At 41.0% G+C, this 21,131-nt stretch carries 18 protein-coding genes; 14 read left to right on the top strand and 4 right to left on the bottom strand.

What is annotated here, in order from left to right:
- Positions 1-5: 5 nt before the first annotated feature.
- Positions 6-962, bottom strand: coding sequence for an allantoinase PuuE (gene puuE / locus AC2VOY_RS14655; protein ID WP_491833313.1), 957 nt, complete (start codon positions 960-962; stop codon positions 6-8).
- A 96-nt stretch (positions 963-1,058) separates the two neighbouring features.
- Positions 1,059-2,255 carry a YcbX family protein gene (locus tag AC2VOY_RS14650; protein WP_491833312.1) on the bottom strand — a complete coding sequence of 399 codons (1,197 nt, stop codon included), beginning with the start codon at positions 2,253-2,255 and terminating at the stop codon, positions 1,059-1,061.
- Positions 2,256-2,531: 276 nt separating this feature from the next.
- Here AC2VOY_RS14650 and pyrC point away from each other — a divergent pair, with 276 nt between their 5' ends.
- Complete coding sequence (pyrC, locus tag AC2VOY_RS14645) at positions 2,532-3,581, top strand: dihydroorotase (RefSeq protein WP_491833311.1); 1,050 nt, start codon at positions 2,532-2,534, stop codon at positions 3,579-3,581.
- 156 nt (positions 3,582-3,737) lie between these two features.
- Entirely contained in the window at positions 3,738-4,466 is a 729-nt protein-coding gene (locus AC2VOY_RS14640) for an FCD domain-containing protein (RefSeq protein WP_491833310.1), read from the top strand.
- Between the two features lie 42 nt (positions 4,467-4,508).
- Here the strand turns inward: AC2VOY_RS14640 and AC2VOY_RS14635 are convergent, their stop codons facing one another.
- Together AC2VOY_RS14635 and uxaC are read right to left on the bottom strand one after the other, a co-directional pair.
- Positions 4,509-6,020: a UxaA family hydrolase gene (locus AC2VOY_RS14635; RefSeq protein ID WP_491833309.1), complete on the bottom strand. Its 1,512-nt coding sequence runs from the start codon at positions 6,018-6,020 to the stop codon at positions 4,509-4,511.
- A 94-nt stretch (positions 6,021-6,114) separates the two neighbouring features.
- Positions 6,115-7,515, bottom strand: a complete 1,401-nt coding sequence (gene uxaC / locus AC2VOY_RS14630) for a glucuronate isomerase (protein ID WP_491833308.1) — start codon at positions 7,513-7,515, stop codon at positions 6,115-6,117.
- Between the two features lie 303 nt (positions 7,516-7,818).
- Here uxaC and AC2VOY_RS14625 point away from each other — a divergent pair, with 303 nt between their 5' ends.
- The 12 genes from AC2VOY_RS14625 (at position 7,819) to sstT (ending at position 21,129) form a co-directional block, all read left to right on the top strand.
- The gene (locus AC2VOY_RS14625) at positions 7,819-8,346 is read left to right on the top strand and encodes a TRAP transporter small permease (protein WP_491833307.1); all 528 of its coding nucleotides are present in this window, start codon (positions 7,819-7,821) and stop codon (positions 8,344-8,346) included.
- 68 nt (positions 8,347-8,414) lie between these two features.
- Positions 8,415-9,704, top strand: a complete 1,290-nt coding sequence (locus tag AC2VOY_RS14620; RefSeq protein ID WP_491834150.1) for a TRAP transporter large permease — start codon at positions 8,415-8,417, stop codon at positions 9,702-9,704.
- A 79-nt stretch (positions 9,705-9,783) separates the two neighbouring features.
- Positions 9,784-10,755, top strand: coding sequence for a TRAP transporter substrate-binding protein (locus AC2VOY_RS14615; protein ID WP_491833306.1), 972 nt, complete (start codon positions 9,784-9,786; stop codon positions 10,753-10,755).
- Between the two features lie 86 nt (positions 10,756-10,841).
- Positions 10,842-12,323: a mannitol dehydrogenase family protein gene (locus AC2VOY_RS14610; RefSeq protein WP_491833305.1), complete on the top strand. Its 1,482-nt coding sequence runs from the start codon at positions 10,842-10,844 to the stop codon at positions 12,321-12,323.
- Positions 12,324-13,388: a mannonate dehydratase gene (gene uxuA / locus AC2VOY_RS14605; RefSeq protein ID WP_491833304.1), complete on the top strand. Its 1,065-nt coding sequence runs from the start codon at positions 12,324-12,326 to the stop codon at positions 13,386-13,388.
- Between the two features lie 85 nt (positions 13,389-13,473).
- The gene (locus tag AC2VOY_RS14600; RefSeq protein WP_491833303.1) at positions 13,474-13,986 is read left to right on the top strand and encodes a YgjV family protein; all 513 of its coding nucleotides are present in this window, start codon (positions 13,474-13,476) and stop codon (positions 13,984-13,986) included.
- A 56-nt stretch (positions 13,987-14,042) separates the two neighbouring features.
- Positions 14,043-14,777 (top strand): DUF3157 family protein, encoded by a 735-nt coding sequence (locus tag AC2VOY_RS14595; protein ID WP_491833302.1) that lies wholly within the window; start codon positions 14,043-14,045, stop codon positions 14,775-14,777.
- 482 nt (positions 14,778-15,259) lie between these two features.
- Positions 15,260-16,513: a glycine betaine/L-proline ABC transporter ATP-binding protein ProV gene (gene proV / locus AC2VOY_RS14590; RefSeq protein WP_491833301.1), complete on the top strand. Its 1,254-nt coding sequence runs from the start codon at positions 15,260-15,262 to the stop codon at positions 16,511-16,513.
- Positions 16,514-16,558: 45 nt separating this feature from the next.
- A complete protein-coding gene (proW, locus tag AC2VOY_RS14585) occupies positions 16,559-17,725 on the top strand; it encodes a glycine betaine/L-proline ABC transporter permease ProW (RefSeq protein ID WP_491833300.1) in 1,167 nt (388 codons plus the stop codon).
- A 129-nt stretch (positions 17,726-17,854) separates the two neighbouring features.
- A complete protein-coding gene (gene proX, locus AC2VOY_RS14580) occupies positions 17,855-18,949 on the top strand; it encodes a glycine betaine/L-proline ABC transporter substrate-binding protein ProX (RefSeq protein WP_491833299.1) in 1,095 nt (364 codons plus the stop codon).
- Between the two features lie 208 nt (positions 18,950-19,157).
- Complete coding sequence (locus AC2VOY_RS14575; RefSeq protein WP_491833298.1) at positions 19,158-19,655, top strand: MarR family winged helix-turn-helix transcriptional regulator; 498 nt, start codon at positions 19,158-19,160, stop codon at positions 19,653-19,655.
- Positions 19,656-19,893: 238 nt separating this feature from the next.
- On the top strand, positions 19,894-21,129 hold the full coding sequence (gene sstT, locus AC2VOY_RS14570; protein ID WP_491833297.1) for a serine/threonine transporter SstT: 1,236 nt from the start codon (positions 19,894-19,896) through the stop codon (positions 21,127-21,129).
- Positions 21,130-21,131 lie beyond the last annotated feature (2 nt).

Genomic DNA, 21,131 nt, shown 5'->3' with positions numbered 1-21,131 from the left:
GCTCCCTACTTTGCGGCTAAATCTGGATGCGGATGGTTTTCATGCCAGTGCTTGGCAATATCAATGCGGCGACATACCCACACATCCTTATGCTCGGCGACATACTCCATAAAGCGGCGTAGCGCAGCAATCCGCGCAGGGCGACCAATCAAGCGGCAATGCAAGCCCACAGACATCATCTTCGGCGCAGTCGCACCTTCTGCATATAAGGTATCAAAGCTATCTTTCAGATATTGGTAAAATTGCTCACCGGAGTTAAAACCTTGCGCAGTGGCAAAACGCATGTCATTGGTATCTAAGGTATAAGGGATCACAAGTTGCGGTTTTGGGCCTTGGGTATGCCAGTACGGCAAGTCATCATCATAGGCATCACTGTCATATAAAAAGCCGCCTTCTTCTGCAACTAATTGACGCGTATTGACGCTGGTGCGCCCTGTGTACCAACCCAGAGGCCGCTCACCTGTGATCGACGCTAAGATATCAATCGCTTGTTGCATTTGTGCTCTTTCTTCTTCGATCGGCATATCTTTGTAATCAATCCAGCGATAACCATGGCTACAAATTTCATGGTCTGCTTGTTGCAAGGCTTTAATCACATCTGGATGGCGCTGCGCGGCCATGGCGACAACAAACGCAGTCAGTGGGAAGTTAAATTCTTGGAAAAGACGTAGCACACGCCAAACGCCAGCACGTGAGCCATATTCATACACTGACTCCATGCTCATGTGTCTGGCGTGTAAAAAAGGCGCAGCGCCGGGCAGTTCAGAAAGGAAAGCTTCGGATTCTCTATCCCCATGTAAAATGCAGCGTTCACCACCTTCTTCATAGTTCAGTACAAATGAAAGCGCAAGACGTGCTTGATTCGGCCATTTAGGATCAGGCGGCGTGGCGCCATAGCCAATCAAGTCTCGTGGATAATTTGGGTCGAGTTCTAATGCGGGATCGAGATTTGTCGCAGGCATACTCATCACTCCTTTGATGAAAATAAAACAAGATTGTTTTAATTATTGTATACAATCTCGATCAAATCGCAATCACTTATTGTACAAAAAACACCCTTAGCTTTTTTGGGTATTAATTTTAATCTTACTTTGTGGCACGCAAGAGCACGCCAGCACACGGCCTTGCACTTTATCCACCTCACTTAAAGCCGGCACATCGGCATGCTCAACATCACCTGAAATAAGGCTGACTTTACATGCCCCACAAAGGCCGGCGCGACAGCTATTTTTAATGCTGATCCCAGCTTTCTCAGCTTGCTCGAGCAAAGCGCTTTGATTATCCCCTTCAAAGGTTTGACCATCGACTTCTATCTGAAATGTTTGCACCGGCGGGGTCGATTTTTGTGGCTCAGGTACTGGTGCACTTGACTGCGCATCATCAGAGACACTTGCTTGCTGATAGCCAGGATAAACCGGCGCAGTCTGGGTTTCTAAAATTTCGACCTTGTCTCCTGCGTAAATCACGCCTTCGTTTTTGGCGATTAGGTTTTGGCCGAAATAGATGTTGGCTTCGGCATCTGCGCGAAAATCCAATAAAGTGCGAATCGGTTCATTGCGCTCACTCTTCATTGACGTTTGTGGATTAACCGTAGTTAACACGCAGCGGATACACGGCTTTGCCAATTCAAACTCCACCTCCCCAATGCGAATCCGCTTCCAACCATCTTCGGCAAAAGGCGCGATCCCATCAATCACCAAGTTTGGACGAAATTGCGCCATTTGGTGAGTTTCTGGCGATTTTTGATTCAGCAAATCGAGCGAACCTTGGCCGATTAATAATAGTGGATAGCCATCCGCAAAACTGACATTGGTGGCAATTTTTTCGCGTATACGCGCTGACTGTTCACCCGTATACAATAGCTGAGCGGCTTGGCCCACGATTTGACTAACCCATTTATTAGCGGCCTCATGGGTAGAAAGCGCTTCAAAGCTATCTCCCCAAACTTGGCACGTCACTGGCTTTCGTTCAAAATCTTGATAATTAAGCGTGAGGTGTTGGTCTAAAAAGCTCAGCACTAGCCCTTGCGGAGTTAAAGCAGATTTTAATTGCAGCAGCTGATGAAATCGGCGTGCGGTAAGCATTTTGCCGTCTTTGTCTGCAAGCATAAAACGGCGGTCAAAACTCAAGCCTTGGCGCTCGACATTGGCATTTGAAAGCGCAATGCCAGCGCCAGATTTAACAGGGTAAATATGAATACTCGAAAGGTTTGCATGAGCAGATGCTCGAGAGCTAGAGATATCTTGGGTGGGCATAAAACGTCCTTCGCCTAAAAATTTATCAAAACAGAATACTTATTTGTTGTTAAGTCTGCCATAGGAAATATAATTTGCCTATAGCTTGGGTTGGATTGAGCAATCGTTTGGTTTGGATTTAAATCTTAAAATGGTTTGAATGGAAAGCTAAATAAACATCGCAGCGCAAGCGTTTGCGTGTTAAAATATGGCTCCAGAGGACAGGCCGACTTCGCATCATTTCAACCTATGATGCAAGCTTGGCGCGTTAATAAAGATCAACCTTTGGATGAAAAAATGACTCAGCAAACCCAATCGCCACAAACACTTACCTTGATCCGCCCTGATGACTGGCATGTTCACCTACGTGATGGTGACGTCTTAAAAGACACAGTCAGAGATATCAGCCGCTATAATGGCCGCGCTGTGGTGATGCCAAATACAGTCCCGCCGATCACCAATGTAAAGATGGCGCTCGACTATCAAGCACGCATCGCTGAGCATAACCCAAATCCTAATTTCAAACCTTTAATGACCTTGTATTTGACGGACAAAACAAGTGTGCAAGACATTCGTGATGCGCACCAAAGCGGTCAAGTTGTGGCTTGTAAGCTCTACCCTGCTGGCGCGACTACTAACTCAGACTCAGGCGTCACCAATATCGAAAACATGTACCCTGTGTTTGAAGAAATGGCAAAGCTTGGCATTTTGCTTTTGATCCACGGAGAAGTCACACATCACGATGTCGATGTGTTTGACCGTGAAGCAGAGTTTGTTGAAAGCAAACTTGCACCGATTGTGGATGCGATGCCTCAGCTTAAGATTGTCCTTGAGCACATCACAACTAAAGAAGCAGCTGAGTTTGTTGCAAACGCCAATGACAATGTGGGCGCGACGATTACCCCACAACACCTGCTATTTAACCGCAACCATATGCTTGTCGGCGGCATTCGCCCGCATTTTTACTGCTTACCAATTTTAAAACGTAACATTCACCAAGCTGCGCTGATCCAAGCGGCAACCTCTGGCAATCCTAAATTTTTCTTAGGCACAGATTCTGCGCCACACGCGCAAGATCGCAAAGAAAATGCGTGTGGCTGCGCAGGTTGTTATAGCGCGCACGCAGCGCTTGAGCTTTACGCAACGGCGTTTGAAGCCGCAGGCAAACTTGAAAATCTGGAAGCTTTCGCAAGTATCAACGGCGCTAAATTCTATGGCCTAGATGTCAACTCAGATACGATCACACTGCAAAAAACACCGTGGCAAGTGCCAGAAACATATGAATTTGGTAGTAATCAAGTCGTGCCACTAGGCGCCGGCGAAATGATGGATTGGCAGGTCGTTTAGAGCCCTAATTTCACTGCATTAAGTTGATTTTAAAACCAAATCATTTAATTTGTTACAAACATTAAACGGTTTGGTTTTTTTATATTCAACCTATATGAAATCAAGTACAATAAATTGGTATAATAAATTTATTGATAACTGAGCATATAGGTAATTATGGAACAAGTAAGTAAGTTATACCAAAAGATAGCTAGCCATTTCAAAGCTGAGATTACAAATGAAAAATACCCAGTTGATGCCATGCTCCCCTCTGAACGGGTAATTGCCGAACAAATGGATGTAAGCCGCACTGTTGTACGTGAAGCAATGATTATGCTCGAAGTCGAAGGGTATGTTGAAGTTAAAAAAGGTTCAGGTATTCGAGTAATTAACACCTGTCCTCAGGCTATAGATGTTGAAGCCAACTCACCAATTCAATCATGGGGACCATTTGAATTATTACAAGCTCGCCAATTATTTGAAAGTAACTTAGCCGAGTTTGCAGCTACTCAAGCCAGCAAACAAGATCTCGTGGCATTAATGAAAATTCAAGAGCAAGCTCGTGCCGATGATCACTCCCGAGACTCTCACTGGGATAGAGAATTTCATATTCAACTTGCTCGTTGTACACAAAACTCTGTCATGGTTTATTTAGCAGAGCAATTATCAAATGGCAGGGAACAAAACCCGTATTGGCGTAAACTGCATGAGCACATTGCACCAGAGAAAATAAGAAGTTGGTGTGATGATCACGATGCTATTGTTGAAGCTCTTTTACAAAAAGATCCTCAAAAAGCTAAATATCAAACTTGGAAACACATAGAAAATACAAAAAAAATGTTATTTGATGCAACGACTGAAGATTATGATCGCTTCTTATACTCTGAGAGTGTGAAAATAAATTAAATCAGCACGTTATATCAATATATAAAGTGCTGATCTGGACTCTTATAATGTAACACCTTTTTTAAATACAGCTATTTCCCTAAAATCATTAAATTCATTCTTAGTAAACTTCCCATTAATAATGGCAACTATTTCATCAATAAAGGAATTTAATGTATCTTTCATGCTCTTCCCTTCAACCAGTACACCTGCATTAAAGTCAATCCAGTGTGGTTTACGCTGAGCAAGATCTGAGTTCGTCGCAATTTTTACTGTCGGTACAGGTCCACCATAAGGAGTACCGCGTCCTGTTGTAAATAAGACTAAATGGCAATGTGCACTTGCCAAAGCAGAGGTGGCAATCGCATCATTTCCTGGTGCACTCAACAAGTTCAAGCCAGGTGTTTTTAGCCTCTCCCCATATTCCAAAACATCCATGACAGCGCTTTGACCTGCTTTTTGGGTACAGCCAAGTGATTTTTCTTCAAGTGTACTTATTCCCCCAGCTTTATTACCTGGTGACGGGTTTTCATATATAGGTTGCTGATTATCAATAAAGTATTGTTTAAAATTATTAATTAAAGTAACGGTCTTATCAAAAACATCTTGCGAGATACAACGCTGCATAAGAAGATGCTCTGCACCAAACATCTCAGGGACTTCTGTCAGTACACTAGTACCACCGTGGCTAATCACATAGTCTGAAAATTGTCCTAATAATGGATTTGCTGTGATACCTGAAAGCCCGTCAGATCCGCCACATTCAAGACCAAATTTAACTTCACGGATTTTACCCACTTCCCGCCTATCGTATTGCATATTGCTATACAAGGTATGTAAATGTGCAAGTCCAACTTGGATTTCATCATCATGCTGTTGGCAAACCATAAACTGAACTCTGTCTTTATCGTACTCACCCAAAGTTTCTTCAAATGCTTTGATCTGATTATTTTCACAACCTAAGCCCAATACTAATACTCCACCGGCATTTGGATGCTTTGCTAGGTTTTGTAATAGAACTCGGGTTTGCAAATGATCATCACCTAACTGGGAACAACCAAATTGATGCGAAAATACATGTACTCCATCAAAGTTATCCTGGTTATCGGAACCTTGTTGGGAAAACTTTATTTGATTTAAAAATTGTGCCTTTAAATTACGTGCAATCGCATTCACACATCCCACTGTCGGAATAATCCATAGCTCATTTCTAATCCCAACCTGACCATTTTTTCGACGATACAAATTGACTTTTCGTTCCATTAAGTCTTGATTTAGTTTATTCAATTGATAACTATACTTATAGTTAACTATGGCTGATAAATTTGTTTTAAGATTATTTTCATTGAGTAACTCACCTTGTTGTATCTTTTTTAAGGTATGCCCAATTGGATAGCCATATTTTAAGACATCTTGATGATATTCAAGATCGATTAATGCAAATTTGTGGCCTCGAGCTATTTGAGATTTAAGAACAATCTGGGTGTCCTTATGAAAAATAACCTCCCCTAGATTAAGATCTGTTAATGCCACTGCAACATTATCTTGCTCGTGAACTTGAATGAACCTATCCATTTATAAATCCTTAGCATAGTAAAGTGTCCAATCATAAAACTTGGCAATCAGATGAATCTAACAGCCAAGCGATATAACAAATTTAACTAGAGTCTTAGGTGTTAAAATAATGCTTTGCATTGTGGTAACAAATATCAGAAACCATTTTACTCAAAAGTTCAAAGTCGTTTGGAGCTTCACCTTTTTCAACCCAATCTCCTAACATTTGGCATAGGATTCGACGAAAATATTCATGTCTAGTGTATGAAAGAAAACTACGACTATCTGTCAACATACCGACAAAGCGACTCAATAATCCAAGTTGAGCCAATTGTGTCATCTGCCTTTCCATACCATCTTTTTGATCATTAAACCACCAACCAGAGCCAAATTGGATTTTACCTGGCACTTGAGATTGGAAGTTACCACACATGGTTGCTACCACTTCATTATCTCTTGGGTTTAAGGTATAAAGAATCGTTTTAGGCAGCGCATTATCTTGCTCCAAAGTATCTAAGAGCTGTGCAAGAGGCTTCGCAATAAGAGCATCGTTAATAGAATCAAACCCTGTATCTGGTCCTAATAACTGAAGCATTTTACTATTATTATTACGCAGAGCTCCTATATGGTATTGCTGCACCCAGTTTCGTGTTGTGTATTCATGACCTAAAAAAATTAACACTGCCGTTTTAAATTGAGCAGCTTCATACTCACTCACTTGTTGGTCGCTCAGCCCTTTCATCAAGATTTGATCAAGCTCACTATCAGAAGCTCTAGCAAAGACCACAGTATCAAGCGCATGATCTGCCACATTACAGTTATGATCTGCAAAATAATCTAAACGCTTAGAAAGCGCATTCTTTAAATCCTCAAATGTCTTGATTTCAATATCTGAAACTAGTGAAAGCTTTGCTATATAAGAGGCAAACCCCTGAGCTTGCACATTAAATGATTTATCTGGACGCCAACTTGGACGCATCTGAATATCAAAACTTTCATCTTCAAAGGTCTTTTTATGCGCACTAAGATCATCAATCGGATCATCTGTTGTCCCTACCATTTCAACATTCATTTTTTTCATGATAGAACGTGCTGAAAATTCTGGTGTTGAAAGCATTTCATTGCACTCATTCCATACTTTTTCTGCATTACTCTCATTCAAGTGAATACCTGTAATACCAAATGGTCTTCGCAATTCAAGATGTGTCCAATGATAAATAGGGTTACCTAATGTATAAGGTACACATCTAGCGAAAGCTAAAAATTTTTCCTTATCACTTGCGTTTCCAGTACAAAACTGCTCATCAATACCATTACTACGCATTGCTCGCCATTTATAGTGATCCCCTCTTAACCAAATATCAGTCAAGTTTTCGAATCGGTAATCTTGCGCAACCTGCTCAGGAGGTAAATGGCAATGATAATCTAAAATCGGTAAGTCATGAGCGACTTCATGATAAAGGCGCTTTGCAACCTCGTTATGCAATAAAAAATCTTCACCCATAAATGCTTTCATTTGATAAACCTCAAAGATAGTTAAAGTTGTTATACCAATATATATATTGAAACTAGCAAGTAAATTTTAAACTTTCAATGCCTTTTCAAAATTAAGCCTTCGAATAATCTATTTTTGCATTTTTGGTTGTAGAATATGCGATACAGCTCCAATAGTTAGATTTTTGAAACGCATTTTCACTAAATTGCCTACCAATTCAGCCCTTATGTGTTATACCAATAATAGAAAATAAATACGCATGAATCATACTATGTGCGAAAAAATAATTAATGTGAAATAACCTTCAGAAGTAGTGAGGATGAAATGATCATCAAACAGACCAACTATTATCTTGGGAAAGGATTGGAACTCTTACTAGCTGCATTTATGACCATCATGATCATAGCTGTCGTTTGGCAAGTATTTACCCGCTTTGTTCTTCAAGATCCAGCTAGCTTTACCGATGAGCTCTCGCGTTACCTACTCATGTGGATAGGTATTTTAGGTGGCGCTTATACCTACTCCATCAAACGCCATCTTGCACTCGAAATTCTTTCCACTCGACTAAGTCAAAAAGGCAAAGACATCTTAAGTATTCTCATTCATTTAATTATTTTGGCCTTTGCTGCCATCACAATGATTTATGGCGGAGGTGAAATGGTAGCCACTACATTAAAGCATGGTCAAATTTCTCCGGGGATAATGTTATTTGGTGAAAATTTAAAAATGGGGTATGTGTATCTTGTGGTTCCATTGTCCGGAATACTCATTAGCTATTATGCTGTCATTGAAATTTGCCAACTTGCTTTTAGTGTAATTACAAATAATTATAATAATGAGGAGCAAGCGTAATGACTTTACTTGATCTCTTATTCTCTAGCGATTTCTTATCCAACGCACCAGATATTTTTTATGATCTTATGCCAGTGGTCATGTTATTTGGCACCCTACTAATTTTGCTTCTACTTGGTGTACCGATTGCTTTTTCTATTGGTATTGCTGCGATGCTGACGATTTTCATCGATTTTCCAATTGAGCAAGCCATGATACTCAGCTCACAAAAATTTGCGAATGGCCTAGATAATTTTGGCTTACTTGCCCTGCCATTTTTTATTGTTGCTGGAAACCTGATGAACCGTGGGGGACTTGCTTCACGCTTGATTAACTTTGCTATGATCTTTGGTGGTAAATTGCCAGGTTCTCTTGCTCATGTGAATGTACTTGCTAATATGATGTTCGGCTCACTTTCAGGTTCAGCTGCTGCATCTGCTGCTGCTGTTGGTGGGATAATGAAGCCCCTTCAAGAAAAGCATTCCTACCCAAGAGCTTTTTCTGCTGCTGTCAACGTTGCTTCTTGCCCAACAGGGCTTTTAATCCCACCATCAAATATTTTGATCTTATATGCACTAGTCAGCACCACATCCGTACAATACTTATTCATCGCAGGTTACTTACCCGGTATTTTAATGGGCCTTGGCATCATGCTAGGTATTGTTTTTCTAGGTAAACGAAATGGTATACCTAGAGAGAAATTTGAGTTTAAAGAGAAAAAACGCAAAGTTATTCTTGATGCTCTGCCAAGTTTAAGCCTAGTTGTGATCATCATGGGAGGTATCTTAGGTGGCATATTCACAGCTACTGAGGCCTCTGCAATTGCTGTCGTTTACAGCTTGCTATTAGGCGTCGCCTACCGTGAATTAAAAATGAAAGACATGTTACCTGTGCTCATTGAAAGCGTTGTGACAACCTCAATTGTGCTACTTATGGTTGCAACCTCTTCCATGATGTCATGGGCAATGGCAAATGCCGATATCCCAGGGTTTATTGCTGATTTTGTCTTATCCGCATCCGAAAACCCTATTATGATTATGTTACTGATGAATATCATTTTATTAGTAGTCGGTACCTTTATGGATATGACACCTGCGGTCTTAATTTTTACACCTATATTCTTACCCATCGCAACGACTCTTGGGATAGATCCTGTTCACTTTGGAATTATATTAGTATTCAACCTTTGTATTGGTATTTGTACCCCTCCAGTTGGAACAGCTCTATTTGTTGGTTGCAGCGTTTCAGGCTCTAAACTAGGTGAGGTCGTCCCCAAAATTATTCCTCTTTTTGTAATCATGATTCTTACACTTGCTGTTATTACGATTTTCCCACAAATTTCATTATGGCTCCCGCAACTAGCAGGATATCAGATGTAATTTATACATGTTATAGCGAAAACAATAACCCTAAGCCTTATAAAAAAGGCAATGTACTCTACATAAAAGGATATTAACGATGAAAAAAATGTTTAAAGCAACCCTACTGACTAGTATTTTAGCTTCCACTCTGACCATCAATGTGCAAGCTGCAACGCTTAAACTTGCACACGCACTGCCAACCGAACACCCTGTGCACGCCTCATTAGACTGGTTTGCAAAAGAGTTAAAAAAAGAAGCCAATTTACGTGTAAAAGTTTACCCAAATGGAACCTTAGGTGATGAGACAAATCTACTTCAAATGGTTCAAAATGGAACCATCGCATTTACTAAAGTAAGTGCTGCACCATTAACCACCTTCGCACCTGATTACAATGTTCTGGCACTACCTTATTTATTTAAAGATCGTGCAAGCTATGACAAAGTTCTTGAAGGCCCAATTGGTGATGAAATTCTTGCATCATCAAAAGATTCTGGCTTTATTGGTCTTGCATTTCTTGACGCTGGTGCACGTAGTTTCTATACCGATAAGCCAATTAAAGAACCAAGTGATCTTCAAGGTCTAAAAATTCGCGTACAAAACTCGCCAATTTCCATTGACACAATGAAAGCATTAGGCGCTACGGCTGTCCCACTTCCATATGGTGAGCTCTACTCTGCACTACAACAAGGGGTTGTCGATGGTGCAGAAAATAACATTCCATCTTACTACTCATCTCGTCACTATGAAGTCGAGAAATTTTACTCTTACGATATGCATACTATGGTACCAGATGTTCTTGTCGTCTCAACAGCTACGTGGGATGGGCTAACAGAGGAGCAACAAAAAGCTATTCGTAAAGTGGCGAAAGAGACGGTTGAGAAACAAAAAGTCAACTGGAAAAACTATGTCGATTCATCTTTAGTTGAACTGAAAAAATATAATATCACCTTTACAAATAGTGATATTCCAGCTTTCCAAAAAGCAGTTGAGCCAGTTTATGACAAATTCCGACAAGAAAACCCAGAGCTTGTTTCATTACTAGAACGCATTCAAGCAGCTCAAAAATAAATTATTAATTCCATATAAAACTCACCTAAACACGAGCCATCAAGATCGGTGGCTCTATTTTCTTATTACTTATTTATGGTTTTGCTATGAGCTTACTTAATTTAAATAATTTCAAAGATTCAAATACTGACATCAAGCCTGATCCACAAATCTTGAATGCCAAAGTCGGTATCGTGCATCTTGGCTTTGGTGCCTTTCATCGCGCGCACCAAGCATTAATGACGGATACTTTGATCCGAGAGCAAGGTGGAAACTGGAAAATTGTTGGCGTCAGTTGGGGAAGTTCTGGGATCCAAGATCTAATGGCTCCACAAGATAATTTATATTCTGTTGGTATCGCATACAATGATACTTTAAGTACTCATTTGGTTGGTGCCATCCATAAAGTTCTCACTCGGCATCAAAGTGAGGAAGTCTTTCGTTATATGTATAGTGAAGATGTCAAAGTTGTCTCACTAACGGTGACAGAAAAAGGCTATTGTCATAATCCAGCAACTGGCCATTTAAATTTAAACCATCCTCTCATCGCTCACGATCTTGCACATTTGGATACACCGCAATCTGTAATTGGTTTTTTAGTCAATGCGATCAAATATCGAAAAGAACACAATATTCCACCATTCACGCCACTTTGCTGTGACAACTTGCCAGAAAACGGTCATGTCCTTGAAAAAGTGGTTCATGATTTCGCTAAAGCATATGACCCTACACTCTATCAATGGATCAAAGATAATATCCAGTTTCCTTGTACCATGGTAGACCGTATTGTACCAAGAACAACAGAGCGCGATGTTGAGATTATCGAATCAGCACTGGGAGTGAAAGATAAGGCCTGTGTAATGACAGAACCTTTCTTACAATGGGTGATTGAAGATAAATTTAACAACCAAAAGCCAAGGTGGGATAAAGCAGGTATTGATAATGTTATTTTTACCGATGATGTCATACCATTTGAAAATATGAAATTAAGGCTATTAAATGGTACGCATTCGGCTATTGCTTATTTAGGATATTTAGCTGGTTATGAAACTGTCGCTACAACAATGCAAGATTCTGACTTTAAAACTTATATCCGTTATTTAATGGATAAAGAAATAACCCCTTCTATCGATGTAAAGGGTGTAGATTTAGGTGCTTATAAAGATTCTTTAATTCATCGCTATGAAAATAAAGCGCTCCAACATAGAACTTGGCAAATTGCGATGGACGGTTCGCAGAAAATACCTCAACGTTGGCTTCAAACAATAGAATACGGCATAAATAATCAAGTTAATGTGGATGGATTAATCTTAGCCCTTGCTGCATGGATTAAATATACAAGTCAAATGGATGAAAATAATCTACCTATTGATGTTCTTGACCCATTAAGTTCAAAATTAAAATCTATCTGGGAGCATTCAACTCAAGATCAGATTGTCAGTCAATATCTTAATATTCAAGAAGTCTTTAGCTCACATTTAGCCGTCAACCAAACATTTAAAACTAAAGTTGAAACTGCCTTACAACTGCTGTTAAAGCTAGGGGCAAAAGCATCTATTCAACAATTTTTAAAAAGCAAGGAGTTATAAATGAAAATGACATTTCGTTGGTATGGTGAGGGGAATGATAAAATTACCCTTGCTCATATTAAGCAAATTCCAGGCGTTGAAGGCATTGTATGGTCACTTCATGATATCCAAGCAGGTGAAGTTTGGCCAATGGAACGGATCATTGCCGAAAAAGATCACATTGAAAAGGCTGGCTTTAATATTGATGTAGTAGAAAGCGTCAATGTGCATGAAGACATAAAACTTGGCCTAGCATCTCGTGATAAATATATAGATAATTATATTGAAACATTACGCCGTCTTGCCAAGGTTGGAGTTAAAGTTGTTTGCTATAATTTTATGCCTGTTTTTGATTGGACCCGCACGGATCTATATAAACAAATGGAAGATGGTTCGAATGCACTTTTTTTTGAAAAAAGTAAAATTCAAGACATTGATCCGATTGAATTAATAAAAAAACTATCCACTGATGTTGATGTCACTATGCCAGGTTGGGAGCCTGAACGCCTTGCTAAATTAGAAGAAACATTTAAACAATATGAAGGTTTTACAGCCGAAAATCTATGGCAAAACCTAAAATATTTCTTGGAGCGTATCATTCCAGTGTGTGAAGAATGCGACATAAAAATGGGGATTCATCCAGATGATCCTGCATTCCCTATTTTTGGGCTGCCTAGAATTATCACGAATAAAGAAAATATCCAACGCTTTTTAAAGCTTGTTGATAGCCCATATAATGGTTTAAGTCTTTGCTGTGGTTCACTAGGCTCAGCGAATAATGATATTCCAGATATACTTGAATCTGTACATGAGCGCGTACATTTTATTCATATCCGTAATGTAAAACGTTTCGAAAATGGTGATTTTATCGAAGCCTCACACCGTGCTTGTGATGGCTCAGTCGATACAGTGAAAGTTATTCAAACGCTTCATAAATATAATTATCAAGGGTATGCTCGACCAGACCATGGCCGTCATATTTGGGGAGAAGAAAAGTGGGCAAGGCCGGGATATGGCTTATATGATCGCGCACTTGGAATCATGTATATCTTAGGCGCTTGGGACTCCTTAGAAAAACAAAACTAACTCAATTACTCAAAATATAATACAGAATAGTAAAAGCTCATTTTAAAACCAAATGAGCTTTTGTTTTTGGCACTTCGGAGCGCAGATGGAAGATATTCAAATATACATAGCTCAATTTATTGGATTTATTAGCTTTGGACTGGGTATTTACTCCTTTTATCAGAAAGATGATAAAAAGTTAAAAATTATGATGGCGGCTTTTCAATTTACAAATGTAATCCATTTCTTTTTACTTGGTTCCTTAATATCCGCAGTAAGCACCTTAATTTCAGTAATTCGAACAGGCCTTGCATTACGTACTTCCTCCGCTTATGTTGCCGGCTTCTTTATACTCATCAGTCTCATTAGCGGGTTTTACCTTGTGGATGAGCTCGTCGACATTCTCCCTATTATTGGCGCTATTTTAGGCACCATTGCCGTTTTCTTGCTTAAAGGGATTAAAATGCGGTTAACCTTCTTACTCGGCTCACTATGCTGGTTAACAAACAATATTATCATTGGCTCTATCGGTGGAACAATGCTTGAAGCCACGCTGTTTAGTGTCAATTTAACCACTATTTACCGTATATACCGTACCGAGAAATATATGAAAAACTAGCCGTCCATAAGAAAAGGTATTACTCTTAGCATATTCAAAAATAAGGAGTTTCACTTATGCGTCGCAGGTCTAATACAGTCAGGCTTTATTCTCTAAAATATTCCATTTTATACATTAGTTTAGCACTCCCTTTCTCAAGCTTTGCAGCAAACAGCATCGCCACCTTTACCCTTGAAAATGGGACTAAGGTTGAGCTAAAGGATGATCACACTTGGCAATATGTTGTGACTGAAAAGCCCACTACAACGGCCTCGACACCAAGCTCAACAAGTGCGGCAGCTATTGCAACCAGCGCTGCGGTTGTAGCCAGTTCAGAAAATGCCACTAGCAAGCCGAGCGCAGAGACAGTTGCAACGTCAGCACAGTCAAATGCTAACCCTGACATTGTGCAAGCCTTAAATCAAGCGCCTTCCCATGTAAACCCACGTTTATCACCAGAGGCGATGGCGCACCCAGAGCTCTTTGGCCAAACCACCTATCGTGATGTAAAAATTAATCTTGTCGATACCAAATGGAAAGGTGATCGCCTCGGATTAACCTTTGATTTAAGCAGTCAAAATAAAGATGACGTGATCAAAGTAACGGTCAAAGCGAGTTTTTATGATGACACAGGGGCGTTTGTGCAAAGCCAAGATCTCGTTGTTTGGCGCGCGATTAAACGTCTGCCCGAAACTTACCTACGCGCAAACCAAACGCGAGAAAGTGAAGAAGTTTGGGTAACAGATATGCAACCTGAAACATGGAAAAAGCATTATCTCACACTTGAGGTGACAGCTTTAGAAGTCTGGTAACGCAACATCAAAAACCTATCAAAACCCAATTGGATCCTTGGCATCGAATTGGGTTTCTTTTTATCTCGAATGCATCCATCTTGTTTCATCCATCCTCTGCACCCTTTCAAAATAGATACACTACGAAACATTTAAGCACAAACCAATGGATCAAAATTTAATCACAAAGGCACCCTAAAACCATACATTTACTGCTATTACTGTTTTGAACCGTAATTTTTAACAAAAAATATTTAAATAATTCATATTAAGTTTAGATAAAAACATTAATCATTAAATATCAATATGTTATATATTAAATATTTTTAATTAAATGCTTAGAATACGTATCTTTTGACCTAAAAACGATGAATAATTAAACATTACACTTTGCAATCGAATTAAAAATTGTTTAGGGTACTAATCAATTCGCAGTGTTCATCAAAATACACTGCCAAAACTGATAGCATTCAGAAATAGTTAGACCTAAAAGGATTCGTTTCATGGCAGATACAAGTACAGACTCTCCCCAGTTGCCTCAGGCATTACTTGAAGTTAAAAATCTCTACAAAATTTTTGGTGAGCAAGCCGACGATGCTTACCAAATGTCTAAGAAAGGCATGAGCAAAGATAAGATTTTCCAAGCCACCGGCGCAACGGTTGGGGTGAAAGATGTTTCACTTGATATTCGCGAAGGAGAAATCTTTGTGATTATGGGCCTTTCTGGTTCAGGTAAGTCTACATTAGTGCGTATGCTTAACCGCTTAATCAAACCAAGCTATGGTCAAGTCTTGTTTAAAGATCAAGATATTGCCCAGATGACAGATCTCGAACTGCAGCAGGTTCGCCGCCAACATATCAGCATGGTCTTCCAAAACTTTGCCTTAATGCCGCACATGAGTGTGATTGAGAATACCGCCTTTGGTTTAGAGCTTGCTGGCGTTGATGTCAGCGAACGCGAAGCAGCAGCGCTTAATGCACTTGCCCGTGTTGGCCTTGATACTCAAAGAGATGCCTACCCAGATGAGCTCTCTGGCGGGATGCAGCAGCGTGTTGGCCTTGCCCGCGCATTGGCAACCGACCCAGACATCTTGCTGATGGATGAAGCCTTCTCTGCACTTGACCCACTCATTCGTACCGAGATGCAAGATGAGCTGATTCGTCTGCAAAATGATGATAAACGCACAATTGTATTTATTTCGCACGATTTAGATGAAGCCATGCGAATTGGTGACCGTATTGCAATTATGCAAGATGGCGTCGTGGTGCAAGTCGGCACACCGGATGAGATCCTACAAAACCCAGCCAATGAGTATGTGGCGTCCTTCTTTAATGGCGTCAACCTTGCACAAGTTTATAGCGCGCAAGATATTGCACGTAAAAAACCAGCCGCTGTGTTTAAAAAATCACAAACAGATGGGCCACTGGCAGCGCTACAAATTTTATCTGATAGCGACCGTGAATACGGCATCGTGATCGAGAAAAACAATAAGTTTGTTGGGATTGTCTCACAGCAAAGCCTCACCGAAGCCAAAAACAAACAAGGCTCACTTACAGATGCCTTGCTTGAAAATGTGCAAACGCTGGATGCGCAGACCCCTGTCAGCGAATGTATTACCCAAGTGGCAGACTTACCTTATGCACTGCCAGTGATTGATGAGGCGCATAATTATTATGGCGTGATCACCAAAACGCGCCTACTGCAAGTGCTTGATACTGAAAACAAAGCACACGAAAACAACGAACAAGCAGCTTAATACTAGATTTAGCTTCATAAAGTTTTAAAAGATAAAGGATGATTTATGAGTAGTGAAACTCAAACCGACCCGTGGGCGGCGGCAAGCCAAACCACAGACGCAGCAGCGAGTTCAGACCCTTGGTCGAATGCCGCGCAACAAGCTACCGCCAATGCCGATCCAAGCACGGCGCAAAGTGCCGCCGATGCTGCGGGCAATTCAGATTGGCTTAACGCCACCGCAGCCCCTGGCACAGACAATATCGACTGGGTTCACCCATTTAAAGATGCAGTCCTGCCGTTTGATCATTGGGTTGAAACCGCGTTAAATGGCCTTGTTCATTATGGTCGCCCTGTTTTCCAAGCCATTCGCGTGCCAATCGATTTCATTTTAACCGGTTTTCAAACCTTGCTAGTGAGCCCACCTTCCCTCTTGATGCTTGCTATCTTAGTCTTACTTACATGGCAATTTGCAGGTCGCAAAATGGCGATTTCAAGCTTTATCGGTCTACTTGTGATTGGCCTTGTCGGCGCATGGTCAGAAGCAATGGTGACACTGTCACTTGTACTAACTGCCGTGTTCTTCTGTCTGGTCATCGGGATACCTATGGGGATTTGGCTCTCACGCAGTAAAACCGCGGCTAAATTTATACGCCCAATCTTGGATGCAATGCAAACCACACCAGCCTTTGTGTATCTCGTGCCAATCGTGATGCTATTTGGTATCGGTAATGTGCCCGGCGTTGTGGTAACCATTATTTTCGCCTTACCGCCGATTGTACGTCTAACCATTTTAGGTATAGAGCAAGTGCCAAAAGATTTAATTGAAGCCGGTCATGCCTTTGGCGCGAACCCAAAACAAATGCTTTATCGCATCCAGTTGCCACTGGCTATGCCAACCATTATGGCAGGTGTTAACCAAACTCTGATGCTTGCGCTTTCAATGGTGGTTATCGCGTCGATGATTGCTGTGGGCGGTTTAGGTCAAATGGTATTACGCGGGATTGGTCGTCTAGATATGGGACTTGCCGCTGTCGGTGGCCTTGGGATTGTTATTTTAGCGATTCTACTGGATAGATTTACTCAAAAAATGGGCGAGTCAAGCCGCGATGGCAAACAAGCATGGCATCAAAGTGGCCCGCTTTCTTGGCCGAAGCGTTTGAAAAAAAGCTTACTAAAAGAGAAAGAAGAATTGGATAAAACCAAAGCGGCAAAATTAGAGCAGCAGTCATAACCGATTGCACTAACACAAAAGAATACACACAGGCATAGGTTCAATCAGTCAATTTATGCCTGCGTCAGAAAATCAAAATCATACCCAAATCGATACGGGTAAAACTATAAATATGAACAAGGAGATTTCATGTTTCATTTATTTAAAAACACCGCAAACACGCAAGACAAGGCACCTAGTGTTGAAAAGCCAGAGCAAGAAGTGGATAGTCTTGGCCTGCACCCTATGATCACCCGTACTGGCCTTGCAAGCGCTATCTGCTTGTCTATGCTCAGCTTTAATGCAAGTGCCGCTGACTTACCGGGCGAAGGTGTGAGCGTTCAACCTGTGCAATCAAGTGTTGCCGAAGAAACATTCCAAACTTTGTTGGTAAATAAAGCAATGGAAGCGCTAGGCTATGACGTCGAGGCGACCAAAGAAGTGGATTATAATGTTGCCTACACCTCAATTGCCAATGGTGATGCAACCTATATGACAGTTAACTGGGCGCCACTACATGATGATAAATATAAGCAAGCCGGCGGTGATGACAAGTTTTATCGTAAAGGCACTTATATTTCAGGCGCAGCCCAAGGTTACTTAATTGATAAGAAAACTGCGGATAAATATAACATCACGAATATTGAGCAGCTAAAAGATCCAAAAATTGCCAAACTGTTTGACGCAGATGGCGATGGCAAAGCCGATTTAACCGGTTGTAACCCAGGTTGGGGCTGTGAGGCTGTGATTGAACACCAATTACCCGCTTATGGTCTTTCAGAAACCGTTGAGCACAACCAAGGTAACTATGCCGCAATTATTGCTGATACGATTGAGCGTTATAAGAAAGGCGAGTCAATTTTATACTACACTTGGACGCCATACTGGGTAAGTGGTGAGCTTGTTCCGGGTAAAGATGTGGTTTGGATTGAAGTGCCGTTTTCATCAGGCCCAGGTTCATTAGAAAGTGATGACACCACATTGCCAAATGGTAAAAACTACGGCTTTGCGATCAGCAGCATGCACATTGTGGCAAATAAAAACTTCGCCGCAGAAAACCCAGCAGCTGCTAAACTGTTTGAAATCATGAAGCTGAATATTAATGATGTGAGCGCGCAGAACATGATGATGCGTCAAGGTAAAAACAGCGCGGCAGACATCGAAGCGCAAACCGATGCTTGGATCAAAGCGCACCAAGAAACATTTGATAACTGGATCAATACTGCCAAACAAGCGGCGCAATAACAGTCAATTTGGTTAAATCCATATCAAAGTGAAAAAATCACATTAAAAACAATAAAATAAGACTGAAAGGCTGCCTCTGGGTGGCCTTTGTTTTATCTGGAAATACCTATTTGAATCCATTTTGTGCAAACGCTTGCCATTTTTGAATCTTTTACTTTTCCTTAATGAAAATATCAGGTATTTTTGCACTGGATTTAGGGAGTCTATAATGAACAATCATGAAGAAGTACTAATTGCCTTACGCCAGATCATCCGTGCGATCGATCTACACTCACGCAAACTCAACAAAGATGTCGGCCTAACTGCGCCGCAACTCCTTTTGATGCGCTCGATTCGTGATAGTGGTGAAGTCACCATTCGTCAGTTATCACGCAACACCAATATGAGCCAAGCAACGGCGACAACGATTATCGACCGTTTAGAAAGTCGTAATTTAGTCAAACGCCATCGTAGTCAGTTGGATAAACGTAAAGTCCATACGTATCTGACGCCAGAAGGTTCACAGCTTCTTGAAAAAGCCCCGCTTCCATTACAAGATCACTTTATTAAAAGCTTTCAAGGGCTCGAAGACTGGGAGCAATCCTTATTGCTTTCGTCAGTGCAGCGAATTTCAAGCATGATGAATGCCGAACATTTGGATGTTGCACCCGTTTTGGAAGTAGGCGCCATTGATAAAGCTCAATCCAGCGCGCCAATTGAAAAGTAAGCATAACAGTTAAAAAGCTAAGGTTTTTACAAAAAACTGGATATCCATCCGATTTTTTAAGATTAATTCTGTAATTTTTCAAAAAAACTTATAGAAAACCTCAATTGCCACTCGCAATTAAAAATAAAAATCAGCTACAATCAATCACCCGTTTAGCATTATGCTTCTTTGATATAATGCGCGGGTGATTATTATTATAATAAACACATGGATATAAATTAAAACTAGGACTCATGTTATGTCACACAACAACTCACTCGTTGCACGTTTTGCCAATGGCAATTTAGTGCTGCAGATCCTTATCGGGATCATCCTTGGGGCAATCTTTGCCTCAATCGCACCAGAAACCGCCAAAAGCTTCAAACTCTTAGGGGATATTTTTGTTGGCGCGTTGAAAGCGATTGCACCTTTACTTGTATTTGTTCTGGTAGCAGCGTCGATTGCAAACCAAAATCAAACCAAAGGCTCAAACACCAATATGCGCCCTATCGTGGTGCTTTATTTAATTGGTACTTTCTGCGCAGCGCTTGTTGCGGTGTCATTAAGCTTTCTTTTCCCAACCAGTATTGAGCTCACTAATGCGGTCTCTGGCACCACGCCACCACAAGGGATCACAGAAGTCATGCACAGCTTATTGATGAAAATTGTGGATAACCCAGTCAATGCGCTGGTTCAAGCAAACTACATCGGCATTTTGGCTTGGGGTATCGGTCTTGGTTTAGTTTTGCGTCACGCAAGTGATAGCACTAAACTTGTTTTCCATGACATTAGCCACGGCGTTTCTACCCTTGTTCGCTTTATCATTCGCCTTGCGCCATTTGGTATCTTTGGTTTGGTAGCTTATGTTGTGGGTGACACAGGTTTCTCTGCAATGGCAGGTTATGTGCAGCTTCTTGCCGTACTCTTAAGCGCAATGTTTATTATGGCGCTCATCATCAACCCAGCAATTGTTTACTTCATGACCAAGCAAAACCCATACCCATTGGTCTTCCAATGCTTGCGTGAAAGTGGCGTAACGGCATTCTTCACTCGTTCAAGTGCTGCAAACATCCCAGTAAACATGAACTTATGTCGTAAATTGGATCTAGATGAAGATACTTATTCTGTGTCTATTCCACTGGGCGCAACCATTAATATGGGCGGCGCGGCGATCACTATCACAATCTTGACGCTTGCTGCAGTAAATACGCTAGGTATTCATGTGGATATCTTCACAGCTATCTTGCTAAGTGTTGTGGCGGCGGTTTCAGCATGTGGCGCTTCAGGCGTTGCTGGTGGTTCACTGCTTCTTATCCCACTTGCGTGTAGCTTGTTTGGCATTTCAAACGATATCGCACTACAAGTGGTAGGTGTTGGCTTTATCATTGGTGTGATCCAAGATTCAGCAGAAACAGCGCTAAACAGCTCAACTGACGTGGTCTTCACTGCTGCGGTATGCCGTAAAGCAGAGGCGCAAGCTGAAGAAATTGCGTAAGC

It is taken from the genome of Vibrio sp. KMM 9700 (assembly GCF_058545285.1).
The sequence above is the reverse complement of the archived record's forward strand: the minus strand, read 5'-3'. Positions and strand labels throughout refer to the sequence as shown.